Annotated in this window: 10 protein-coding genes; 2 read left to right on the top strand and 8 right to left on the bottom strand. The window is 69.7% G+C overall.

What is annotated here, in order from left to right; translation table 11 throughout:
• Nucleotides 1-59: 59 nt before the first annotated feature.
• A complete protein-coding gene (locus DAT37_RS24475) occupies nucleotides 60-1,352 on the bottom strand; it encodes a YeiH family protein (RefSeq protein ID WP_232839962.1) in 1,293 nt (430 codons plus the stop codon).
• Nucleotides 1,352-1,486 (bottom strand): hypothetical protein, encoded by a 135-nt coding sequence (locus DAT37_RS46100; protein ID WP_256461481.1) that lies wholly within the window; start codon nucleotides 1,484-1,486, stop codon nucleotides 1,352-1,354. Before DAT37_RS46100 ends, DAT37_RS24475 begins: the two co-directional genes overlap by 1 nt.
• Before the next feature lie 270 nt (nucleotides 1,487-1,756).
• Here DAT37_RS46100 and DAT37_RS24470 point away from each other — a divergent pair, with 270 nt between their 5' ends.
• Together DAT37_RS24470 and DAT37_RS24465 are read left to right on the top strand one after the other, a co-directional pair.
• On the top strand, nucleotides 1,757-2,650 hold the full coding sequence (locus DAT37_RS24470) for a menaquinone biosynthetic enzyme MqnA/MqnD family protein (RefSeq protein WP_109527133.1): 894 nt from the start codon (nucleotides 1,757-1,759) through the stop codon (nucleotides 2,648-2,650).
• A gap of 90 nt (nucleotides 2,651-2,740) precedes the next feature.
• The gene (locus tag DAT37_RS24465) at nucleotides 2,741-4,003 is read left to right on the top strand and encodes an FAD-dependent oxidoreductase (protein WP_109527132.1); all 1,263 of its coding nucleotides are present in this window, start codon (nucleotides 2,741-2,743) and stop codon (nucleotides 4,001-4,003) included.
• A 70-nt stretch (nucleotides 4,004-4,073) separates the two neighbouring features.
• On the opposite strand, the gene DAT37_RS24460 is transcribed toward DAT37_RS24465, so the two are convergent.
• From DAT37_RS24460 to DAT37_RS24435, 6 genes are read right to left on the bottom strand one after another with little or no spacing between them, the layout of a single operon-like run.
• Nucleotides 4,074-4,952, bottom strand: a complete 879-nt coding sequence (locus DAT37_RS24460; RefSeq protein WP_109527131.1) for an SDR family NAD(P)-dependent oxidoreductase — start codon at nucleotides 4,950-4,952, stop codon at nucleotides 4,074-4,076.
• A 1-nt stretch (nucleotide 4,953) separates the two neighbouring features.
• On the bottom strand, nucleotides 4,954-5,976 hold the full coding sequence (locus DAT37_RS24455; RefSeq protein WP_109527130.1) for an NADP-dependent oxidoreductase: 1,023 nt from the start codon (nucleotides 5,974-5,976) through the stop codon (nucleotides 4,954-4,956).
• Nucleotides 5,977-6,014: 38 nt separating this feature from the next.
• Complete coding sequence (locus DAT37_RS24450; RefSeq protein WP_109527129.1) at nucleotides 6,015-12,407, bottom strand: type I polyketide synthase; 6,393 nt, start codon at nucleotides 12,405-12,407, stop codon at nucleotides 6,015-6,017.
• A 2-nt stretch (nucleotides 12,408-12,409) separates the two neighbouring features.
• Nucleotides 12,410-13,753 (bottom strand): GDSL-type esterase/lipase family protein, encoded by a 1,344-nt coding sequence (locus tag DAT37_RS24445; RefSeq protein ID WP_232839961.1) that lies wholly within the window; start codon nucleotides 13,751-13,753, stop codon nucleotides 12,410-12,412.
• Nucleotides 13,744-15,522: an FAD-dependent monooxygenase gene (locus tag DAT37_RS24440; RefSeq protein WP_109527127.1), complete on the bottom strand. Its 1,779-nt coding sequence runs from the start codon at nucleotides 15,520-15,522 to the stop codon at nucleotides 13,744-13,746. The genes DAT37_RS24445 and DAT37_RS24440 overlap by 10 nt, the downstream gene beginning before the upstream one ends.
• A gap of 11 nt (nucleotides 15,523-15,533) precedes the next feature.
• Complete coding sequence (locus tag DAT37_RS24435) at nucleotides 15,534-16,421, bottom strand: hypothetical protein (protein WP_157978641.1); 888 nt, start codon at nucleotides 16,419-16,421, stop codon at nucleotides 15,534-15,536.
• Between the last annotated feature and the right edge of the window lie 14 nt (nucleotides 16,422-16,435).

Here is a 16,435-nt window from a genome sequence, read left to right as displayed (position 1 = left end):
GCCGCCCGTCGGACCGAGGCATCCGACGGGCGGTCACCCGAGTTCCCCGCGCGGCGCGATCAGACGGTGAAGTTGTGGAAGAGCAGCACCGAAAGACCGAGGCCGACAGCGAGATTGACCACCGCGGCCGAACCGAAGACCGCGATCGGTCGCCAGCCCGCGTCCCGCAGTCCCTTCAGGGAGAATTCCAGGCCGATGGAGACGAAGGCCAGGATCAGGAACCAGGTGCGCAGGTCGTTGACGATCGCGATATGCGCCGCGCCGGTCTTCTTGTCCACCGATTGCAGATACAGCGTGCCGATCACCGACGCCGCGATGAAGGCCAGTACGAATTTCGGGAAACGATCCCAGAATTCACGCGGTGACGGGCGCGCGCCACCCGCCACCCGTTCGACGCGCAACGTGAAATACGCGGTGAGCGCGATCGCGACGACGCCGATCAGGGCATTCTGCGTGGTCTTCACGATCGTGGCGATCTGCAACGCCTCCTCCCCCGCGATCGCGCCCGCGGCGGCCACCGCGGCGGTGGTGTCGATATTGCCGCCGATCCACGCGCCCGCGACCTCGTCGGACAGATCGAACACCTCGGCCAGCCACGGCAACAGGAAGATCGACGGCAGCGCGAAGATGATCACCAGCGACGCCGCGTACGCGATCTGTTCACGCCGGGCCTGCACCGCGCCCGCCGCCGCGATCGCCGCGCTGACACCGCAGATCGATACCGCCGAGGACAGCAACGCGCGCAATTTGTCGTCCAGTCCGAGCACTCCGCCGAACCACCAGGTGAACCCGAAGACGATGGTGATCAGCAGCAGCGCCTGCACGATCGAGGGCCCCGCCGCCGTCACCAGGATCTTCAGGTTGATCGAAGCCCCGAGCAGCACCACGCCGGTCTTGATGAAGAATTCCGTGCGAAATCCCGCCGAAAGACGCTCCCGCAGATCCAGTTTCGTCAGGATCACATTGCCGATCAGTCCGATGGCGATCGCGTACACCGGATACTCGATCGATTTCGCCACCCGCCGCAACGGCGTGTCCTGCGCCCACCTCGGCACATGGATCTCGAGGTACCTGGTCAGCGCCCCCAGCACCAGGACCACCGCGACACCGGCCACGATCCACGAGATCGTCCCCCGCGATCCCCCGTGCAGCGCGGCGTTTTCCGACACCGAGGCGTCGGCATCGCCGCTGTCGGCGCGCGCCTGCGCTTTCCGCACATCCACCGCGCCGGTTCGCTGACCGTCCGGCTCGGTACCGGCCCCCGACTCCGCACCGGTCACCACGGTGCTCCCCTCCTCGCCGGGCACCGCCTCGCGCTCGGTATCTCGGCCACCGGGCACCTGCGCCGACATCAGGGCACCAACCATTCGGGAACGGCCCCCACCAGGACCAACGCGACGAGAACCAGACCGACAACAGCCGCCAGCCAATCCTCGTTCCAGACGAACAAGCGCCCCCGACGTTCTTCGGGCGGTGTGTGCGACATGGTGAACTCCTTGCGTTCCTCACCGAGAGCCCGCACAGTACCGACGCCGCGCACACACTGACACCTGTTGCATTCACCGTGAATCAATCACGCGCACAGGCCGAATCGCCGAGAGCAGGGGCCTGTCGACGGAACGCCGAGTCGGACCGTCCGACGGAAAGTCGAGGTGGACCATCCGGCCGGTCGGATCGATGTGATGGGGCCGGTAACAAGCCATTAGGGGGACACCTAGGGGTTTGCACGCCTCACCGATGACGCGACAGTGAGGTCATGCGCACAATTTCCGGTGCCGGCTCGACAGACCGGTCCCCCCGCGGTCAGCGACGGCCACGAGTCGGGCACATCGAGTTCCTGAACTGGCTGCCGATCCTGTGGGGGCTCGCTCGCACGGGCAATCTCATCGATCTGGATCTGGTCCGCGATACGCCGGAGAACCTCAGCGACGCACTGGTCGCCGACGATCTCGACATGGGTCCCATCAGCCTGATGGAGTTCCTGAGCCACTCCGACCAACTCGTGATATTGCCCGATATCGCGATCGGCTGCGACGGCCCGGTCATGTCCTGTCTGATCGTCAGCAAGATTCCGCTCGATCAGCTCGACGGCGAACGAGTCGCGCTCACCTCCACCAGCAGGACCTCGGTGCGGCTGACGAAACTGCTCCTCTCCGAACACATCGGGGTCCATCCGGAGTATTTCGTGAGTCCGCCGAACCTGGAAACAATGCTGGCGCAGGCGCCCGCCGCGGTGCTGATAGGTGACATGGCATTGCGCGCCGCGCTGTTCGACGCTCCCGCAGCGGGACTGCTGGTGCACGACCTCGGGCAGATGTGGCGGGACTGGACCGGACTGCCCTTCGTGTTCGCGGTGATCGCGGCCCGGCGCGACTTCGTCGAGCGGGAACCGGAAACCGTCCGCCGCGTCCACGCCGACCTGCTCGCCGCCCGCGACATCGCCATGGCGGAGATGGACGAGCTCTGCGCACGCCTGGCTCGCTGGGAGGAGTTCGACGCCGCCACCCTGCGCCGGTACTACACCGACGCACTCGACTTCGGACTCGGCCAACGACACCTCGCGGGCATCGCCGAGTTCGCGGCGCGGGTGGGCGGCCCCGCGGCCGGCTTCTCGATGGATGTCTTCGCGACGCTGCCCGATTCGGCGTGAGCCGAGTCCGACGAAGGAGAGAGTGATGCGCTTTCACGGGTCACCGTTCGACAGCGATCCGGCGCGCGGCGACAGCGACAGGACCGTGGCGTGAACGATCAGGAATACGACGTCGTCGTGGTCGGTGGCGGATCCGCCGGGGTGGCCGCCGCCGTCGGCGCAGGCCGGGCGGGCGCGAGAACGCTGCTGGTGGAACGCGGTCCGTGCCTCGGTGGGGCGGCCACGCTGCGCAATGTGCTCACCTACTGCGGGATCTACACCAGGTCGGACCCGCCGCGGCAGGTGGTGTTCGGCATCGCCGAGGAGGTGTTGGCGGGCCTGCGGGCCATGGACGCGGTGACCCCGCCGACCCGATTCACCTCGGTCGCCGTCGTTTTCGATCCGGAAGCGGTGAAAGTCGTCCTCGACCGGATCTGCGCCGAGGCGGGCGTCGAAGTCCATCTCGACAGCCAGCTCGTCGCCGCCGATCGTGGTGCGGGCGAGATCATGTCGATTCGCGTCGCGAACCACCAGGGCGTTCGACAGATCAGCGCGGCCGCGTTCGTCGACGCGACCGGCGAGGCCGATCTGGCGACGTTCGGCGGCGCCGCGGTGCGCTACGGCAACGACGGACTCGTCCAGAACGGCACGCTGGGCGTCCGCTTCGGCGGTATCTCGGCGGAGGCCGATATCGCCCGCGACACGCTGTCGGCGGCCATCCGGGCCGCCAAATCCGGTGGCGCTCCGCTGCTGGCCGAACGCGGACTCGTCGCGCGCCTGCCGGTATCGGGTGACGTCATCACCTACGTCGTGGACGAGGGTTACGACGCCCGCGACGTGGGCCAGTCGACCCGCGCTCAGACCCACGCGCGAATCCAGGCGCGCGACTATCTCACCGCGCTGCGGGCCATCCCGGGATGGGAGCGCGCCTACATCGTGAGCACCGGCCCCGAGATCGGTACCAGGGAGTCACGCCACGTCGTCGGAACCTGTCAACTGACGGTGGACCAGGTCCGCGGCGCCGCCCGGTCCGAGGATGTCATCGCCCTCGGCGCCTGGCCGATCGAATATCACCCCGGCGCCGGGGTTCTCCCGCAGTGGGAGTTCATCGCCGACGACGGCTTCTACGACATTCCGTTCGGCGTGCTCCGGAGCATCGACACCGTCAACCTGTTCGCCGCGGGCCGCGTCGTCGACGCCGACCGCCTCGCCGGGGCGTCACTGCGGGTGATGGGCACCGCGTTCGCCACCGGACAGGCCGCGGGCATCGCCGCCGCGCTCTACGCCGACCGCACCACGGTGCTCGCCGTCGGCGCGGTCCAGAAACATCTCGTCCACCAGGGCGTCTACCTGCCCACGATGGATTCGCCCTGAGAACAGATTCCACCGAGACGAGAAACGGGGCCTGGTGACAGGCCCCGTTTCTCGTCTCGGTACCGGGTGGTCAGTCCACGCCGACGATCGCGGCGGTGCGCTCGACGACGCGGGCGCCGAACTCGGGATCCCGCGACGCCGACGACGAACGGGCGAACCCGTTCCTGTTGTGATAACCGCCGGTGGTGTGTGCCGACTCGGGGTCGGTGGCCAACCGGACGAGCGGGGCGGCCCCGCTGCGCGCACCGGTCATGAACGGGCGCCCCACGGTTTGGATCACCCGGAACAATCCGCCCGCCGCCACACCGAACCGGGTCGCCACCGCGCCCGGGTCGGCAGCGTTCACGGTGATCCCGGAGCCCTCCCAGCGCCGCGCGAGCGCGTAACTGTAGGCGAGAGCGGCCAGCTTCGCGTCACAGTACGCCGCAACCTGGCGGAACTTCCGCTCGTAGGACCAGTCGTCCAGGTTCGGATCGCCGCGTCTCTCCATGAACGACGACGTCACGATCACCCGCGAGGGCACCCCGGCCGACTCGGCACCGGCACGCAGTCCGTCGAACAGCCGGTGCGTCACCGCCGCGACGGCGATGTGGTTGAGGGCGAACGACCGCTCCACCCCGTCCGGCGAGAGCTCACGGTCGGCGAACCCGCCGCCCGCGTTGTTGAGCAACACGTGCACACCGCCGGGCGCGGCCGCCCCCACCTGTTCGGCGAACGCGCGCACCCCGCTCAACGAGCCGAGGTCGGCGGCGACCGGAACGAAACGGCCCGCGCCCGCGGCGCCCAACTGCCGCGCCGCGGCCGCTGTCCGTCGCGAATCACGTCCGTGCACGACCACTGTCGCGCCCGCCGCGCCCAGGGCCGCCGCGGCGGCATAGCCGATACCGCTGGTCGAACCGGTGATGACGACGGTGCGCCCGGACATCGATCCGGGCGCCGGGTCGGTCATCTCAGCTCGCGTTCGACTCGGACAGCGACACCACGGTCTTGCCGACGTTCTCGCCGCGGATCATCGCCGAGTACGCCTCGAACGCGTTCTCGATCCCGTCGAACACCGTCTCCTCGGCCTTCAACGAGCCGTCGGCCAGCCAGCCCTTCGCCTGCGCGAGGTAGTCGGGCAGGATCGCGAAGTAGTCGGCGGCGTTCATGCTGAACAGCGACACCCGCTTGCCGATGATCAACGGCAGGTTCTTCGGGCCGGGGGGCAGCGAGTCGGTGTCGCTGTCGATGGTGGCGAGCGAGCCGGACAGGACCACGCGGCCATGGGGTTTGATCACCCCGAGCGCGGCATCGAGCTGCTCGCCGCCGACATTGTCGAAGTAGACGTCGATACCGCCCGGTGCGGCAGCGGCCAACTGGCCGGCCACATCACCGGCGCGGTAGTCGATCGCGGCGTCGAACCCGAATTCCTCCAACAGCTTTCGGGTCTTCTCCGGTCCGCCCGCCGAACCGATCACCAGTTTGGCCCCGAGTTTGCGCGCCAGCTGACCGGCCACCGAACCGACAGCGCCCGCCGCCGCCGAGATGAACACGACGTCACCGTCGCTCACCTTCGCCACCTCGGTGAGACCGACGTAGGCGGTAAGCCCGGTGGTTCCGAGTACGCCCAGATACGCCTGCGGTGCAACGGAAGTCACGTCGAGGGGCTGCGCCCAGGCCGCCAGAGTGTACTCGCGCCAGCCGTCGAAGTGGCTGACGACCGCGCCGACCGGCAGCGCGTCGTTGGCCGAGGCGATCACCGTACCCACGGCGGCACCGGTCAGCGCGACATCGAGATCGAACGGCGGCAGATAGCCGTCACCCGCGTTCATCCGGCTGCGCATGTACGGGTCGACCGACATCCAGTCGTTGCGGATCAGCGCCTGGCCGGGGGCGGGATCGGCCAGGGTCACCGTGGCCAGTTCGACATCGGCGAGCGTGGGGGTTCCGGCGGGACGGGCGATCAGACGCCATTCACGGCTGGTAACAGGCAAGGCAAGCTCCTTGGCTCAGGGTGGGCGGCGCGCCGGGATCACGCCGACGCGGGGTTGCTGTCGATGAACTCGAATATCGCGGTGTCGTCGGCCAGATCGATCCGTGCGCCGACGACGTCGGGTTGTTGCGGGCCACGCAGGCGTTGCACGGCGTCGAGCAGTCCGGCGACGGCACGATCGCGTTCGGCGTCCGACGGATCGGCCGCGCCCAATCTGTCGAGCAGGGCGGTCAATTCGCCGAGCAGCGGCGCGACCGAGTCGGCATCGGATGCCAGCAGGCCACACAGGTGTTCGGTGAGCGCGTACGGCGTCGGATAGTCGAACATCACGGTGGTCGACAGCATGACGCCCATCGATTTCTTCAGGTGGTTACGGAGCTCGACCGTGGTCAACGAGTCGAACCCCATGTCTACGAATCTCTGTTGTGGTTCGAGTGCTTCATCGGCCACCCGACCGAGCACGGTGGCCACATGTCGTGCCAGCAGTTCCGACACGACGCGACGCCGGTCGGCGCCACTGCGCCCCACGAGCAGCAGCGCGGTGTTCTCCAGCACCGGCGCCGACTGCGCACTGCGACGCATACGAACGATCGTACTCAACATCGCGGGCAACGGCGACCCGGCCGTGGCCGACGCCCTCGCCGCCGCGACATCGATACGCATCGGGACCGACGCCTGCGTGCCCGACGACAGCGCCGCGTCGAACATCCCCAACGCCTCCGCGGTGGACAGGGGCGTGAACCCACCGCGCGCCATCCGGTCCAGATCGCGTTGCGCCAGATGCCCACTCACGCCGCTGCTCTGGGACCACAGCCCCCACGCCAACGATGTGGCGGGCACCGCGGAGCGGGCGGCGCGCACCGCGAGCCCGTCCAGGTAGGCGTTGCCCGCCGCGTAGTTGGCCTGGCCCGCGTTGCCGAGAACGCCCGCCGCCGAGGAGAACAGGACCAGCGCCGACAGGTCGAGGTCACGGGTCAGCTCGTACAGGTTCCACGCGGCGTCGACCTTCGCGGGCAGCACCCGGTCCAGATCGTCGATGGTCAACTTCTCGAACGCCGCGTCGCTCACGGTGCCCGCGCAGTGGATGACAGCACCGAGCGGATGCTCGGGATCGATACCGTCGAGCAGGGCCGCCAGCGCGGCCCGATCGGCGACATCGCACGCGGCGACCGTGGCTTCGGCGCCGCCTTCGCGCAACTCGGCGACGAGTTCGGCCGCCCCGGGCGTCTCGGCGCCGCGCCGGGAGGTCAGCAGGAGTCGCGCAACTCCGTACTGGGCCACGACATGTCGTGCCAGCGCGGCGCCGATCGTGCCGACACCGCCGGTGATCATGACCGTGTGGCCGGGATCCAGCGGCGGCGGCACGGTGAGTACCACCTTGCCGACCTGGCGGGCCTGGCTCACGAACCGCAGCGCGCTCGTTGCCTGTCGCACGTCCCAGGTGGTGACCGGCGGCGGGGTGAGCGCGCCCGCGTCGAACAGTGCCACGATCTCGGCCAGCATCTGCGCGATGCGGTCCGGCGCGACCTCGGTGACGAGGAACGAGTGGTAGCCGACACCCGGGTACTCGGCGGCGATCGCGGCGGGATCGCGGCGATCGGTCATGCCCATCTCGACGAACTGCCCGCCGCGCGGCAACAGCCGCAGCGACGCGTCGACGAATTCGCCTGCCAGCGAATCGAGGACGACGTCGACACCGTTCCCTTCGGTCGCGACGCGGAACTGTTCCTCGAAGTCCAGGGTCCGCGAATTGGCGATCTGCTCGGGCGACAACCCATCCGCGACCAGCACGTTCTGCTTGCCGGGACTCGCGGTCGCGTAGACCCGCACACCCCAGTGCTTCGCCAATTGCCGAGCGGCGGTGCCGACGCCACCGGTCGCGGCGTGGATCAGCAGGGACTGGCCCGCGCGCAGCTTCGCCAGGTCGAGCAGACCGTAGTACGCGGTCAGGTACACCACCGGTACCGAGGCGGCCTGAGGGAACGACCAGCCCTCCGGAATCCGCACGATCGTGCGGTGGTCGGTGACGACCGTCGACCCCACACCGTCGAACAGACCCATCACCCGATCGCCGGGCGCGAAGTCGGTGACGTCGGGCGCCACTTCGACGACCACACCGGCGCCCTCGCCACCCAGCACGGCGTCCGGATTCGGGTACATGCCGATACTGATCAGCACGTCGCGGAAGTTGATGCCCGCCGCCCGCATCCGCACCCGAACCTGCCCCGCGGCCAGCACCGGAACGGGATCCTCGGCCAGGCGGCTCAGACCGATCGTGGTCAGCGTGCCCTTCTCACCGATCGTCAACCGCCAGTGCGGATCCCGGATCGGGTCGGCCACGTCGATGACGTCGTGACGGACCATTCTCGGCACCGAGGCATTCGCCCCGCGCCAGGCCACCTGGGGCTCGGCCGCCGCGACGGTCGCGGCGACGGCGTCGTCGAGCCCGGTGTCGGGACCGATGTCGAGCAGCACCAGCCGATCCGGGTTCTCGGTCTGGGCCGACCGCAACAGTCCCCAGATCGCCGCACCGCGCAGATCGACGGTGTCGGTCACCTCGACGGCCACCGCACCGCGCGTCACCACGACCAGCGTGGTGTCGGTCAGGCGTTCGGTCGCGAGGAACCGCTGGACCCGGTCCATGACCAGCGCCGTGGTGGCGCGCACCTCCGAGGGCTCGTCGGTGCCGTCCGAGGCGACGACCAGGACCGCGTGTTCCGGTGCGGTCCGCGCGCCCTCGAGGTCGGCGACACTCGGCACGGGCGCCGCGGGCGTACTCGGCAGCGCGGCGCCGGGCAGAGGAATCCACTCCACCGCGTAGAGCGGATGCGCGCTCGAACGGGTCCGCGCGTCGGATCCCGCCGACTCGCGCAACAGCAGGGCGTCCACCGACAGCACCGGTCGGCCCGCGGTGTCGTCGGCGGTGACCCGGAGACGATCGGGTGCCGTCGCCGTCAGGCAGACGTGCAGCACCGACGCACCCACCGCGTGCAACCGCACGCCCTCCCAACCGAACGGCAACCGCAGGGGCGCACCGGGTTCGGTGTCGACCATGCCGTGCAGCGCGGCGTCGAGCAGCGCGGGATGCAGGTGGAACCGGGTGGTGTCGAGGTGGTCGGGCGCCGCGACGGTGGCGAACACGTCGTCCCCGCGGCGCCACAACCCGCGGACACCCCGGAACAACGGTCCGTATTGATAGCCGAGTCGCTCGAGTCGCTCGTAGAAGTCGGCGGTCTCGACCGGCACCGCGCCTTCGGGCGGCCACGGCGCCGCCGAGCCGGTATCGGTCGCGACGCGGTCGCCGAGCTCGCCGCCCGCGCTGAGGGTCGCTTCGGCATGGCGCCGCCAGCCCGCTCCGGCGCCCGCGTGCACCGTCACCGGGTAGCGGCCGTCCCGCGGTTGGTCGATGACGAGCTGGACGCGCACGTCATCGGTGCCGGTCAGCGTCAACGGGGCGACGACGATCAGGTCGTCGACGCGGTCACAGCCGACGCTGTCGGCCGCCCGCAACAACAGCTCGACGAATACCGCGCCCGCCACCACGATCTGCCCGTCGATCCGGTGATCGGCCAGCCACGGGTGCGTCCGGGTCGACAGCACGCCGGTCAGCACGACGCGGCCACTGTCGGCGACCGAGATCTCCGCTCCGAGCAGCGGATGCGCCGCGGCGTCCAGACCCGACGCGGTCACGTCACCGGCACCGGCCTCGATCGGCAACCAGAAGCGCTGGTGTTCGAACGCATAGGTAGGCAACGGAATTCGTCGCCCTCCGGCCAGCGCGGGCAGCCCGGCCCAATCCACCGCGACGCCGGCGGTGAAGGCACGGGCCAGCGCGGTGCACACCGAGAGTTCCTCGTCCTGCGCGGGGCGCAGCAACGGCGCGACGACCGCGTTCGACGAACCGTCGTCGTCGGCGAGCACCAGCGACGACAGCGCCGCACCCGGCCCGACCTCGAGGAAGACGCCCACCCGACCGGATCCGCGCAACCAACTCAGCCCATCGGCGAAGCGCACCGGGTCGCTGACATGGCCCACCCAGTATTCGGGCGAGCACAGTTGCGCCGCGGTGGCGCGTTCCCCGGTGCGGTTGGACACCACCGGAATGTTCGGCGGGTGATAGGTGAGATCGGCGCACACGGCGGCGAACTCGTCGAGCATCGGCGCCATCAACGGCGAATGGAACGCGTGGCTCACGCGCAGGCGTTTCACCGACGCCGCGTCGAAGTGCGCGGCGATCTCGGCGACGGCGGCCTCGGCGCCTGAGATCACCACCGATCGGCGCGCGTTCACCGCGGCGACGCTGACCTGGGTGGACCGCTCGGCGATCAGGGCCGCGACGGTCTGCTCGTCGCTCGCGATCGACAGCATCGCCCCGCCTTCGGGTAGCGACTGCATCAGGGTTCCGCGCGCCGCGACCAGGCGGGTGGCGTCGGCCAAGGACCAGACCTCGGCCAGATACGCCGCGCTCACCTCGCCGATGGAGTGTCCGACGAGGAAATCCGGTCGTACACCGAATGATTCGATCAGCCGGAACAGTGCCACCTCGGTCGCGAACAGCGCGGCCTGGGCGTAGGCGGTGCGGTCGAGCAGCCCCGGCTCGCCTGCGCCGTCGATGACGAGCTCGCGCAGGGATCGCCCCAGCGTGGCGTCCAGGTGCGCGCACACCTCGTCGAAGGCGGCCGCGAAGACCGGATAGCGCGCGGCGAGCGTCGCGCCCATGCCGACGCGCTGAGCGCCCTGGCCGGGGAACAGCATCGCCACGCGGGCCGACGGGTCCACCGAGCCGAGGTGGACCGCGCTGGATTCGGTGTCCGCGGCCAGCGCGGCCAGCCCGGATTCCAGCTCGTCGCGACCGTGGCCGAGGATCACGGCGCGGTGGCCGAACCGGGACCGGCTCACCGCCGCGCTGACACCGATATCGGCGGCCGTGTGTTCGGGGTGCTCGGCGAGTGCCTCGCCGAGCCGGGCGGCGTTGGCGCGCAGCGCCGCCGAGGTCTTGCCGGACAGGATCCACGGCGTCAGCGGCTCGTCCGCCGGGTCCACGAACGCGGGGTCACCGAACGCGGGGTCACCGACCGTGGCGGATTCGAGGATAACGTGGGCGTTGGTGCCGCTGATGCCGAACGACGACACCGCCGCGCGCCGTGGCCTGCCGGTCTCGGGCCACGACCGGGCCGTGGTGACCAGTTCTATCGCGCCGGAGTCCCAATCCGCGTGCGGCGTGCGGTCATCGACGTGCAGCGTGGGCGGGACGACTCCGCCTCGCATCGCCAACACGGCCTTGATCACCCCGGCCACGCCCGCGGCGGCCTGGGTGTGGCCGATATTCGATTTCGCCGAGCCGAGCAGCAGCGGACGGGTCCGCCCCTGCCCGTAGGTGGCCAGCAGCGCCTGCACCTCGATCGGATCGCCCAGCCGGGTACCCGTGCCATGGCCTTCGACGAGGTCGATGTCGTCGGCGGTGAGCCGCGCGGCGGACAGTGCCCGCGCGATCACCCGTTCCTGCGCCTGCCTACTCGGCGCGGTCAAACCGTTCGACGCGCCGTCCTGGTTGACCGCGCTGCCGCGCAACACCGCGAGCACCTCGTGGCCGAGACGGCGAGCGTCCGACAGCCTTTCGACCAACACGACCGCCGCGCCCTCGGACCAGCCGGTCCCGTCGGCGGCCGCGGCATACGATTTGCACCGGCCGTCGGCGGCCAGTCCGCCCTGCATCGCGAACTCGGCGAACACCTTCGGCGTCGACATCACGGTGACACCACCGACCAGGGCCATCGAGCACCCACCGCGCCGCAACTCCTGCGCCGCGGTGTGCAGAGCCACCAACGACGACGAACACGCCGTGTCTATGGTCACCGCCGGACCCGTGAGACCGAGCGCGAAGGCGACCCGGCCGGACACGACGCTGGCCAGGCTGCCCGTGCGCAGATGGCCCTCCACCTGTTCGGGCACGGCGTGCAGGCGATCGGCGTAATCGTGGTACATCACGCCCGCGTACACCCCGGTCTCGCTGCCACGCAGGCTGACCGGATCGATACCCGCGCTCTCGATCGCCTCCCACCCGACCTCGAGCAGCAGCCGCTGCTGGGGGTCCATCGCGAGCGCCTCACGCGGCGAGATCCCGAAGAACGCCGGATCGAAATCCATGGCGTCGTACAGGAATCCACCGAGATGGGGATAGGGCTGCGCGTCCGGTTCGTCGACCCAGCCCCGGTCACCGGGGAAGTCGCCGATGCTGTCCACGCCTTCGAGCAACTGCGTCCACCACCGGTCCGGTGAGTCGGCGCCGCCGGGCAATCGGCAGGCCATGCCCACGATGGCGATCGGCTCGGACAGCTGGGTACTGAGCTGATCGTTGCGCCTGCGTAGCTGATCGCCTTCCAGCAGCGAACTACGGAGCGCTTCGACCAGTTCGTCGTCGTGTGGCGTCATGGCTACCGCTCCTGGTTGCCGCAGCCGCTGCCACGCAGCGCGGCGATATCGATGAGATCGGCCATGGCGGCGTAACCCGCGGGGCCGACGTGGTTGTCCAGGCCGCGGTACCGCGACAGGATGATCGCGTCGGCGTGCGGGTCGGCCAGCAACGCGTCGTAGTCGACGACGCCGTCAGCGATCCGCTGGGTGCGCACCCAATCGTTGAGTTCGACCCTGCGCTGATCCGCGAACGGTGCGAAATTGCCCGCCAGCAGCGAGTACTTCAACGGCGGGTTGGTACCGAGCACCACCCGGATGCCCGCCGCCCGCAACCGGTGCACGGCCTCGGTGTAGCCGGCGATCATCTCCGCGGTCGTCGCCCACTCGGGGATCGCGAAGTCGTTGGCGCCGAACATGACGATCGCGTCGGTGACTCCGGCCACCTCGATCACGTCGGGCTGGATCCGGGTCAGGCCACGGGGGCCGAGTTGCGGCAGGGTGCGCAACGCGTCATCGAGCAGCCGATTGCCCCAGATACCCGAGTTGACCACCGAGATCGGGATCCCCGCGGCGTCGAGTCGACGTTGCAGGAAGTCGGTCGGACGCAGATTCTGGTCGACGGCCGCCGGTGACTGTGGCACCTCGGAGTAACCGCTGCCGACGAAACCCTCGGTGATCGAATCGCCGAAGGCCACCAGCGTCGACGCCGAAGCCGGGGCGAGGACGTCGACACCGGAGACGTACAGCACCGAAGTCGTTGTGCGGTCCAGCGATCCGCCGTCGACGTCGTGGGTCCGGTCACCGGTGCCCGGCGAACCGTAGTAGCTGGTCGCCATGCCCTGGAGATGTTCGGTCGGCGCGCGTGAGCTGCCCGGAACGTAGACGCTCACCGCCAGCGGTTCGAACGAACCGAACGACAGGGCGACCGGGTCACTGACCACGTCGCCGCCCGCCGGGACCGTCACCGACGACGCGCCGCCGAAGGTCACCGTCCGCAGCGAGTCGGACCAGACCCGCGGTCCCCCGGCCTGTTTGCCGACCGTCACCGAGGTGAAGGTCACCTCGGCGGGGCTGAGCCGGTTGGTCAGACGCACACGCAGGGTCGCGCCCGCCCGATGCGGCGTGATCACCATGCGGTAGGTCTGGTCACCCACCGAGGTGATCGGATCGAACGAGAAGTCGGCCTGCGAGGCCGAATCCGACGGCGCGGCCATCCAGGTCGCCACCCAGTGGTCCGCCCCGCAACCACCGCCGACCGGAGCCGACCCGGCAGACCCACCGGTGACCGCGACGAACCCCGCGATCAGCGGAACGATCGCCAGCAATCGCCAGTTGGCCCGGTTGCGTCGGCGTGTCATCGCCATCGACTCGCTCCTGTGTTCGCGAAGGCGGCGCGCAACGCGGCCGCCGGATTGTCGTTGCCGCGCAGGCTGCGCCAGCACACGTGGTGGTCGGGGCGCACCAGGATCGCCCCGTCGTCGGCGATCTCGCGGACCCGCGACCAGGCACCGTCCTCGCGATAGGTGGCCGCGACGTGGTCGTCGCCGATGGCCGCGACCACGAACGGGGCATCGGGGTCGGCGCCGAGCTCACGCGCCGCGTCGAGCCACGGCTGTCCCTCGGGACCGACCAGCAGCACCGGGCGGTCGCGCGGAACCAGGTCCAAGGTCGACAGTCGGGTGCCGTCCTTGTCCAACCACGCGTGCGGCAACCGGTGCCCGGGCCGCGTGGTCGGGTGGTAGATATCGCCCATCGGCGCGCGCGGCGGCGCCGCGGTGCCGTCGGGGGTGAGGGCGCCTTCGGCGTAGGCCAGGCCGAGTTCCATGTCGTGGGCCTGGCAGTCGACCCGGTGGGTGCGGAACACCTCACCGGCCCGGGCCCTGGTCGTCGCGCCACGACGGGAATCCTCGAAGTACACGTGGAAGAACGCGGGCCGCACCAGCCGCGGCACCTGGGGACCGAAGCCGAGCGCGTTCTCGGTGATCAGTTCGGTGTTCTTCAGGATGCCCAGCGCCCAGTCCAGATTGTCCCGGCCGACCGGGCGTCGCTCGGATTCGTAGCTGTCGAGCAGGGAGGCCTCCGAGCGCCCCGACTCCACGGCCGCGATCTTCCAGGCCAGATTGTGGCCGTCCTGGATGGCGGTGTTCAGGCCAAGCCCCGCGGCCGGTGGCATGCGGTGCGCCGCGTCGCCCGCCAGGAACACATTGCCCACCCGGTACTTCGCCGCGAGCACCGCGTCGACGGTCCAGCTGCTCACCTTGTGCAAGGTGATCGGCAGGTCCGGCGCCTTGAGCACATCGCGAATCCGTTGCAGCAGCGCGTCTTTGCGGGTACGTGCCGGATCGTCGGCGTCCGCGGTGAAGTGCAGACCCCATTCCTCGGAGAACTTCCCCCAGGTGGGTCCCATCTGTACCAGCATCGCGCCGGACAACTCGGCGAGTTCGGGGTTGATGAAGAAGGTGATCAGGGCGCCGTCGTGCTGCCAGCGCGACAGGTCGGCCGAGAAATGCGCCGTGGTGACCTGGTGGAACTTCGGCCACCCCTCCATCTTCACCTTCAGCCGCGGCCCCACGGTGCGACCGCCGTCGGCGGCGATCAGGTACTTCGCCCGCACCGTCGACTCCACGCCGTCGGCGTCGCGCAGCCGGGCCACGATCATCGAGCCCTCGTCGACCCAGTCGAGCAGTTCGCACCCGTACCGGACGCGACCGGGCGCACGCTGTTCGGCCAGGTCGCGCAGGATCGGCTCCAGCCGGATCTGTGGCAGGTTGGTCGAATCGACCGGGCTGTCGCCCGCGTAGCGTTCGCTCAGCGAGCCCGCCCCGAAGGCGTCGAGTTCGTAGAGCACCTTGCCGTCGTAGGGGCCGCGGCCGGTCAGCGAGGTCTGCCACACCACCTTGCCGAACTTGTCCAGTGGCGCGCCGACCGCGGTGATCGCGTCGGCGACCCCGTGCTGGCGGTACAGCTCCATGGTCCGCTGGCTCAGGTAGTGGGCCTTCGGCAGCCGCGACGTCTCGCCGCGTTGCTCGATCAGCAGGTGATCCACGCCGAGATTGGAGAGGAAGATCGACGTGGACAACCCACACCCGCCCGCGCCGACGATCAGTACGGTGACGTTGTCCGGCTGTGTCATTGGCGCTCCGATCAATTGTGGCTGTGCCCGGAGGTCATCCCGGGTGTGACCGGATGCGGATCGGCACCGGCCGCGAGCTCGTCCGGCCAGACCGGGTACGGGAACGCGGTGTCCATACCGCCGACCACGCCGGGAATGTCGCCGAACGGGCTCAGGTCCGAGGCCACCGGCGTCGTGGGGTTCGTCGGGTCGAGGAAGATGTGCACGTCCCAGCCGCGCGGATGGACCAGCCCGGACGGTGTCGACCCACCCGGCAGCGGGGTGTCGCCCCGCTTCTGGCCGAGATAGTCCTCCTGCGGCGGCATCATGTACATGTCGAACTTCGGGAAGGTGTGCACGCCACGCTCGTGGAAGGCCCAGTCGCCGCGGAACATGCACAGCCCCACCTCGTTCGGGGTCTCACCGGGGGTGTAGACACCGGCGTAGAACCAGCCGACCAGGTCGTACGGGAACGCGGGCGTCACGGCGTCGTGGTAGTCGAAGCCGGTCTGTCGTGAGCGGTAGAACAATCCCGCGGGCTTGCCGCTGACCACGGTGTCGCGGCCCGGGTTCATCCCGGGCATCTGCTTGCCGATGATCTGCAGTGCCTGGTTCAGGTCCAGCAGCGCCACACCCATCCGCTCGTACTGCACCCAGCCGTGCGAGTCGGGACCGTAGGTGCCCGCGGCCGCCAGCGGCGCCAGGTCCTGCGGGCCGTTCAGCGTCCGCAGCGGACCGAGCAGGTCGAACACGCGCTGCTGGTCGGCTCGCAGCGACGCGGTGCGCTGTTCGGCGGTACAACGGTCGCTCGCGATCGGCACCCCCGGCTTCGCCACGGCGATCGGTGACGCCACGGCGTTGGCGATGACCGCCAACGCGGACACCAGAAGAGCGGCGGCACCATGATGTCGCATTCGCATGAGGTCGGTATTTC

It is taken from the genome of Nocardia aurea (assembly GCF_003123685.1).
Classification (GTDB): domain Bacteria; phylum Actinomycetota; class Actinomycetes; order Mycobacteriales; family Mycobacteriaceae; genus Nocardia; species Nocardia aurea.
This window is presented reverse-complemented; position numbering and strand designations above follow the sequence as displayed.

Excerpts from the sequence above, each read along its gene's own strand:
- DAT37_RS24460 (WP_109527131.1), bottom strand. The coding sequence starts at position 4,952 with ATGACCGACCCGGCGCCCGGATCGATGTCCGGGCGCACCGTCGTCATC.
- DAT37_RS24440 (WP_109527127.1), bottom strand. The coding sequence starts at position 15,522 with ATGACACAGCCGGACAACGTCACCGTACTGATCGTCGGCGCGGGCGGG.
- DAT37_RS46100 (WP_256461481.1), bottom strand. The coding sequence starts at position 1,486 with ATGTCGCACACACCGCCCGAAGAACGTCGGGGGCGCTTGTTCGTCTGG.
- DAT37_RS24445 (WP_232839961.1), bottom strand. The coding sequence starts at position 13,753 with ATGGCGATGACACGCCGACGCAACCGGGCCAACTGGCGATTGCTGGCG.
- DAT37_RS24435 (WP_157978641.1), bottom strand. The coding sequence starts at position 16,421 with ATGCGAATGCGACATCATGGTGCCGCCGCTCTTCTGGTGTCCGCGTTG.
- DAT37_RS24450 (WP_109527129.1), bottom strand. The coding sequence starts at position 12,407 with ATGACGCCACACGACGACGAACTGGTCGAAGCGCTCCGTAGTTCGCTG.
- DAT37_RS24470 (WP_109527133.1), top strand. The coding sequence starts at position 1,757 with ATGCGCACAATTTCCGGTGCCGGCTCGACAGACCGGTCCCCCCGCGGT.
- DAT37_RS24475 (WP_232839962.1), bottom strand. The coding sequence starts at position 1,352 with ATGTCGGCGCAGGTGCCCGGTGGCCGAGATACCGAGCGCGAGGCGGTG.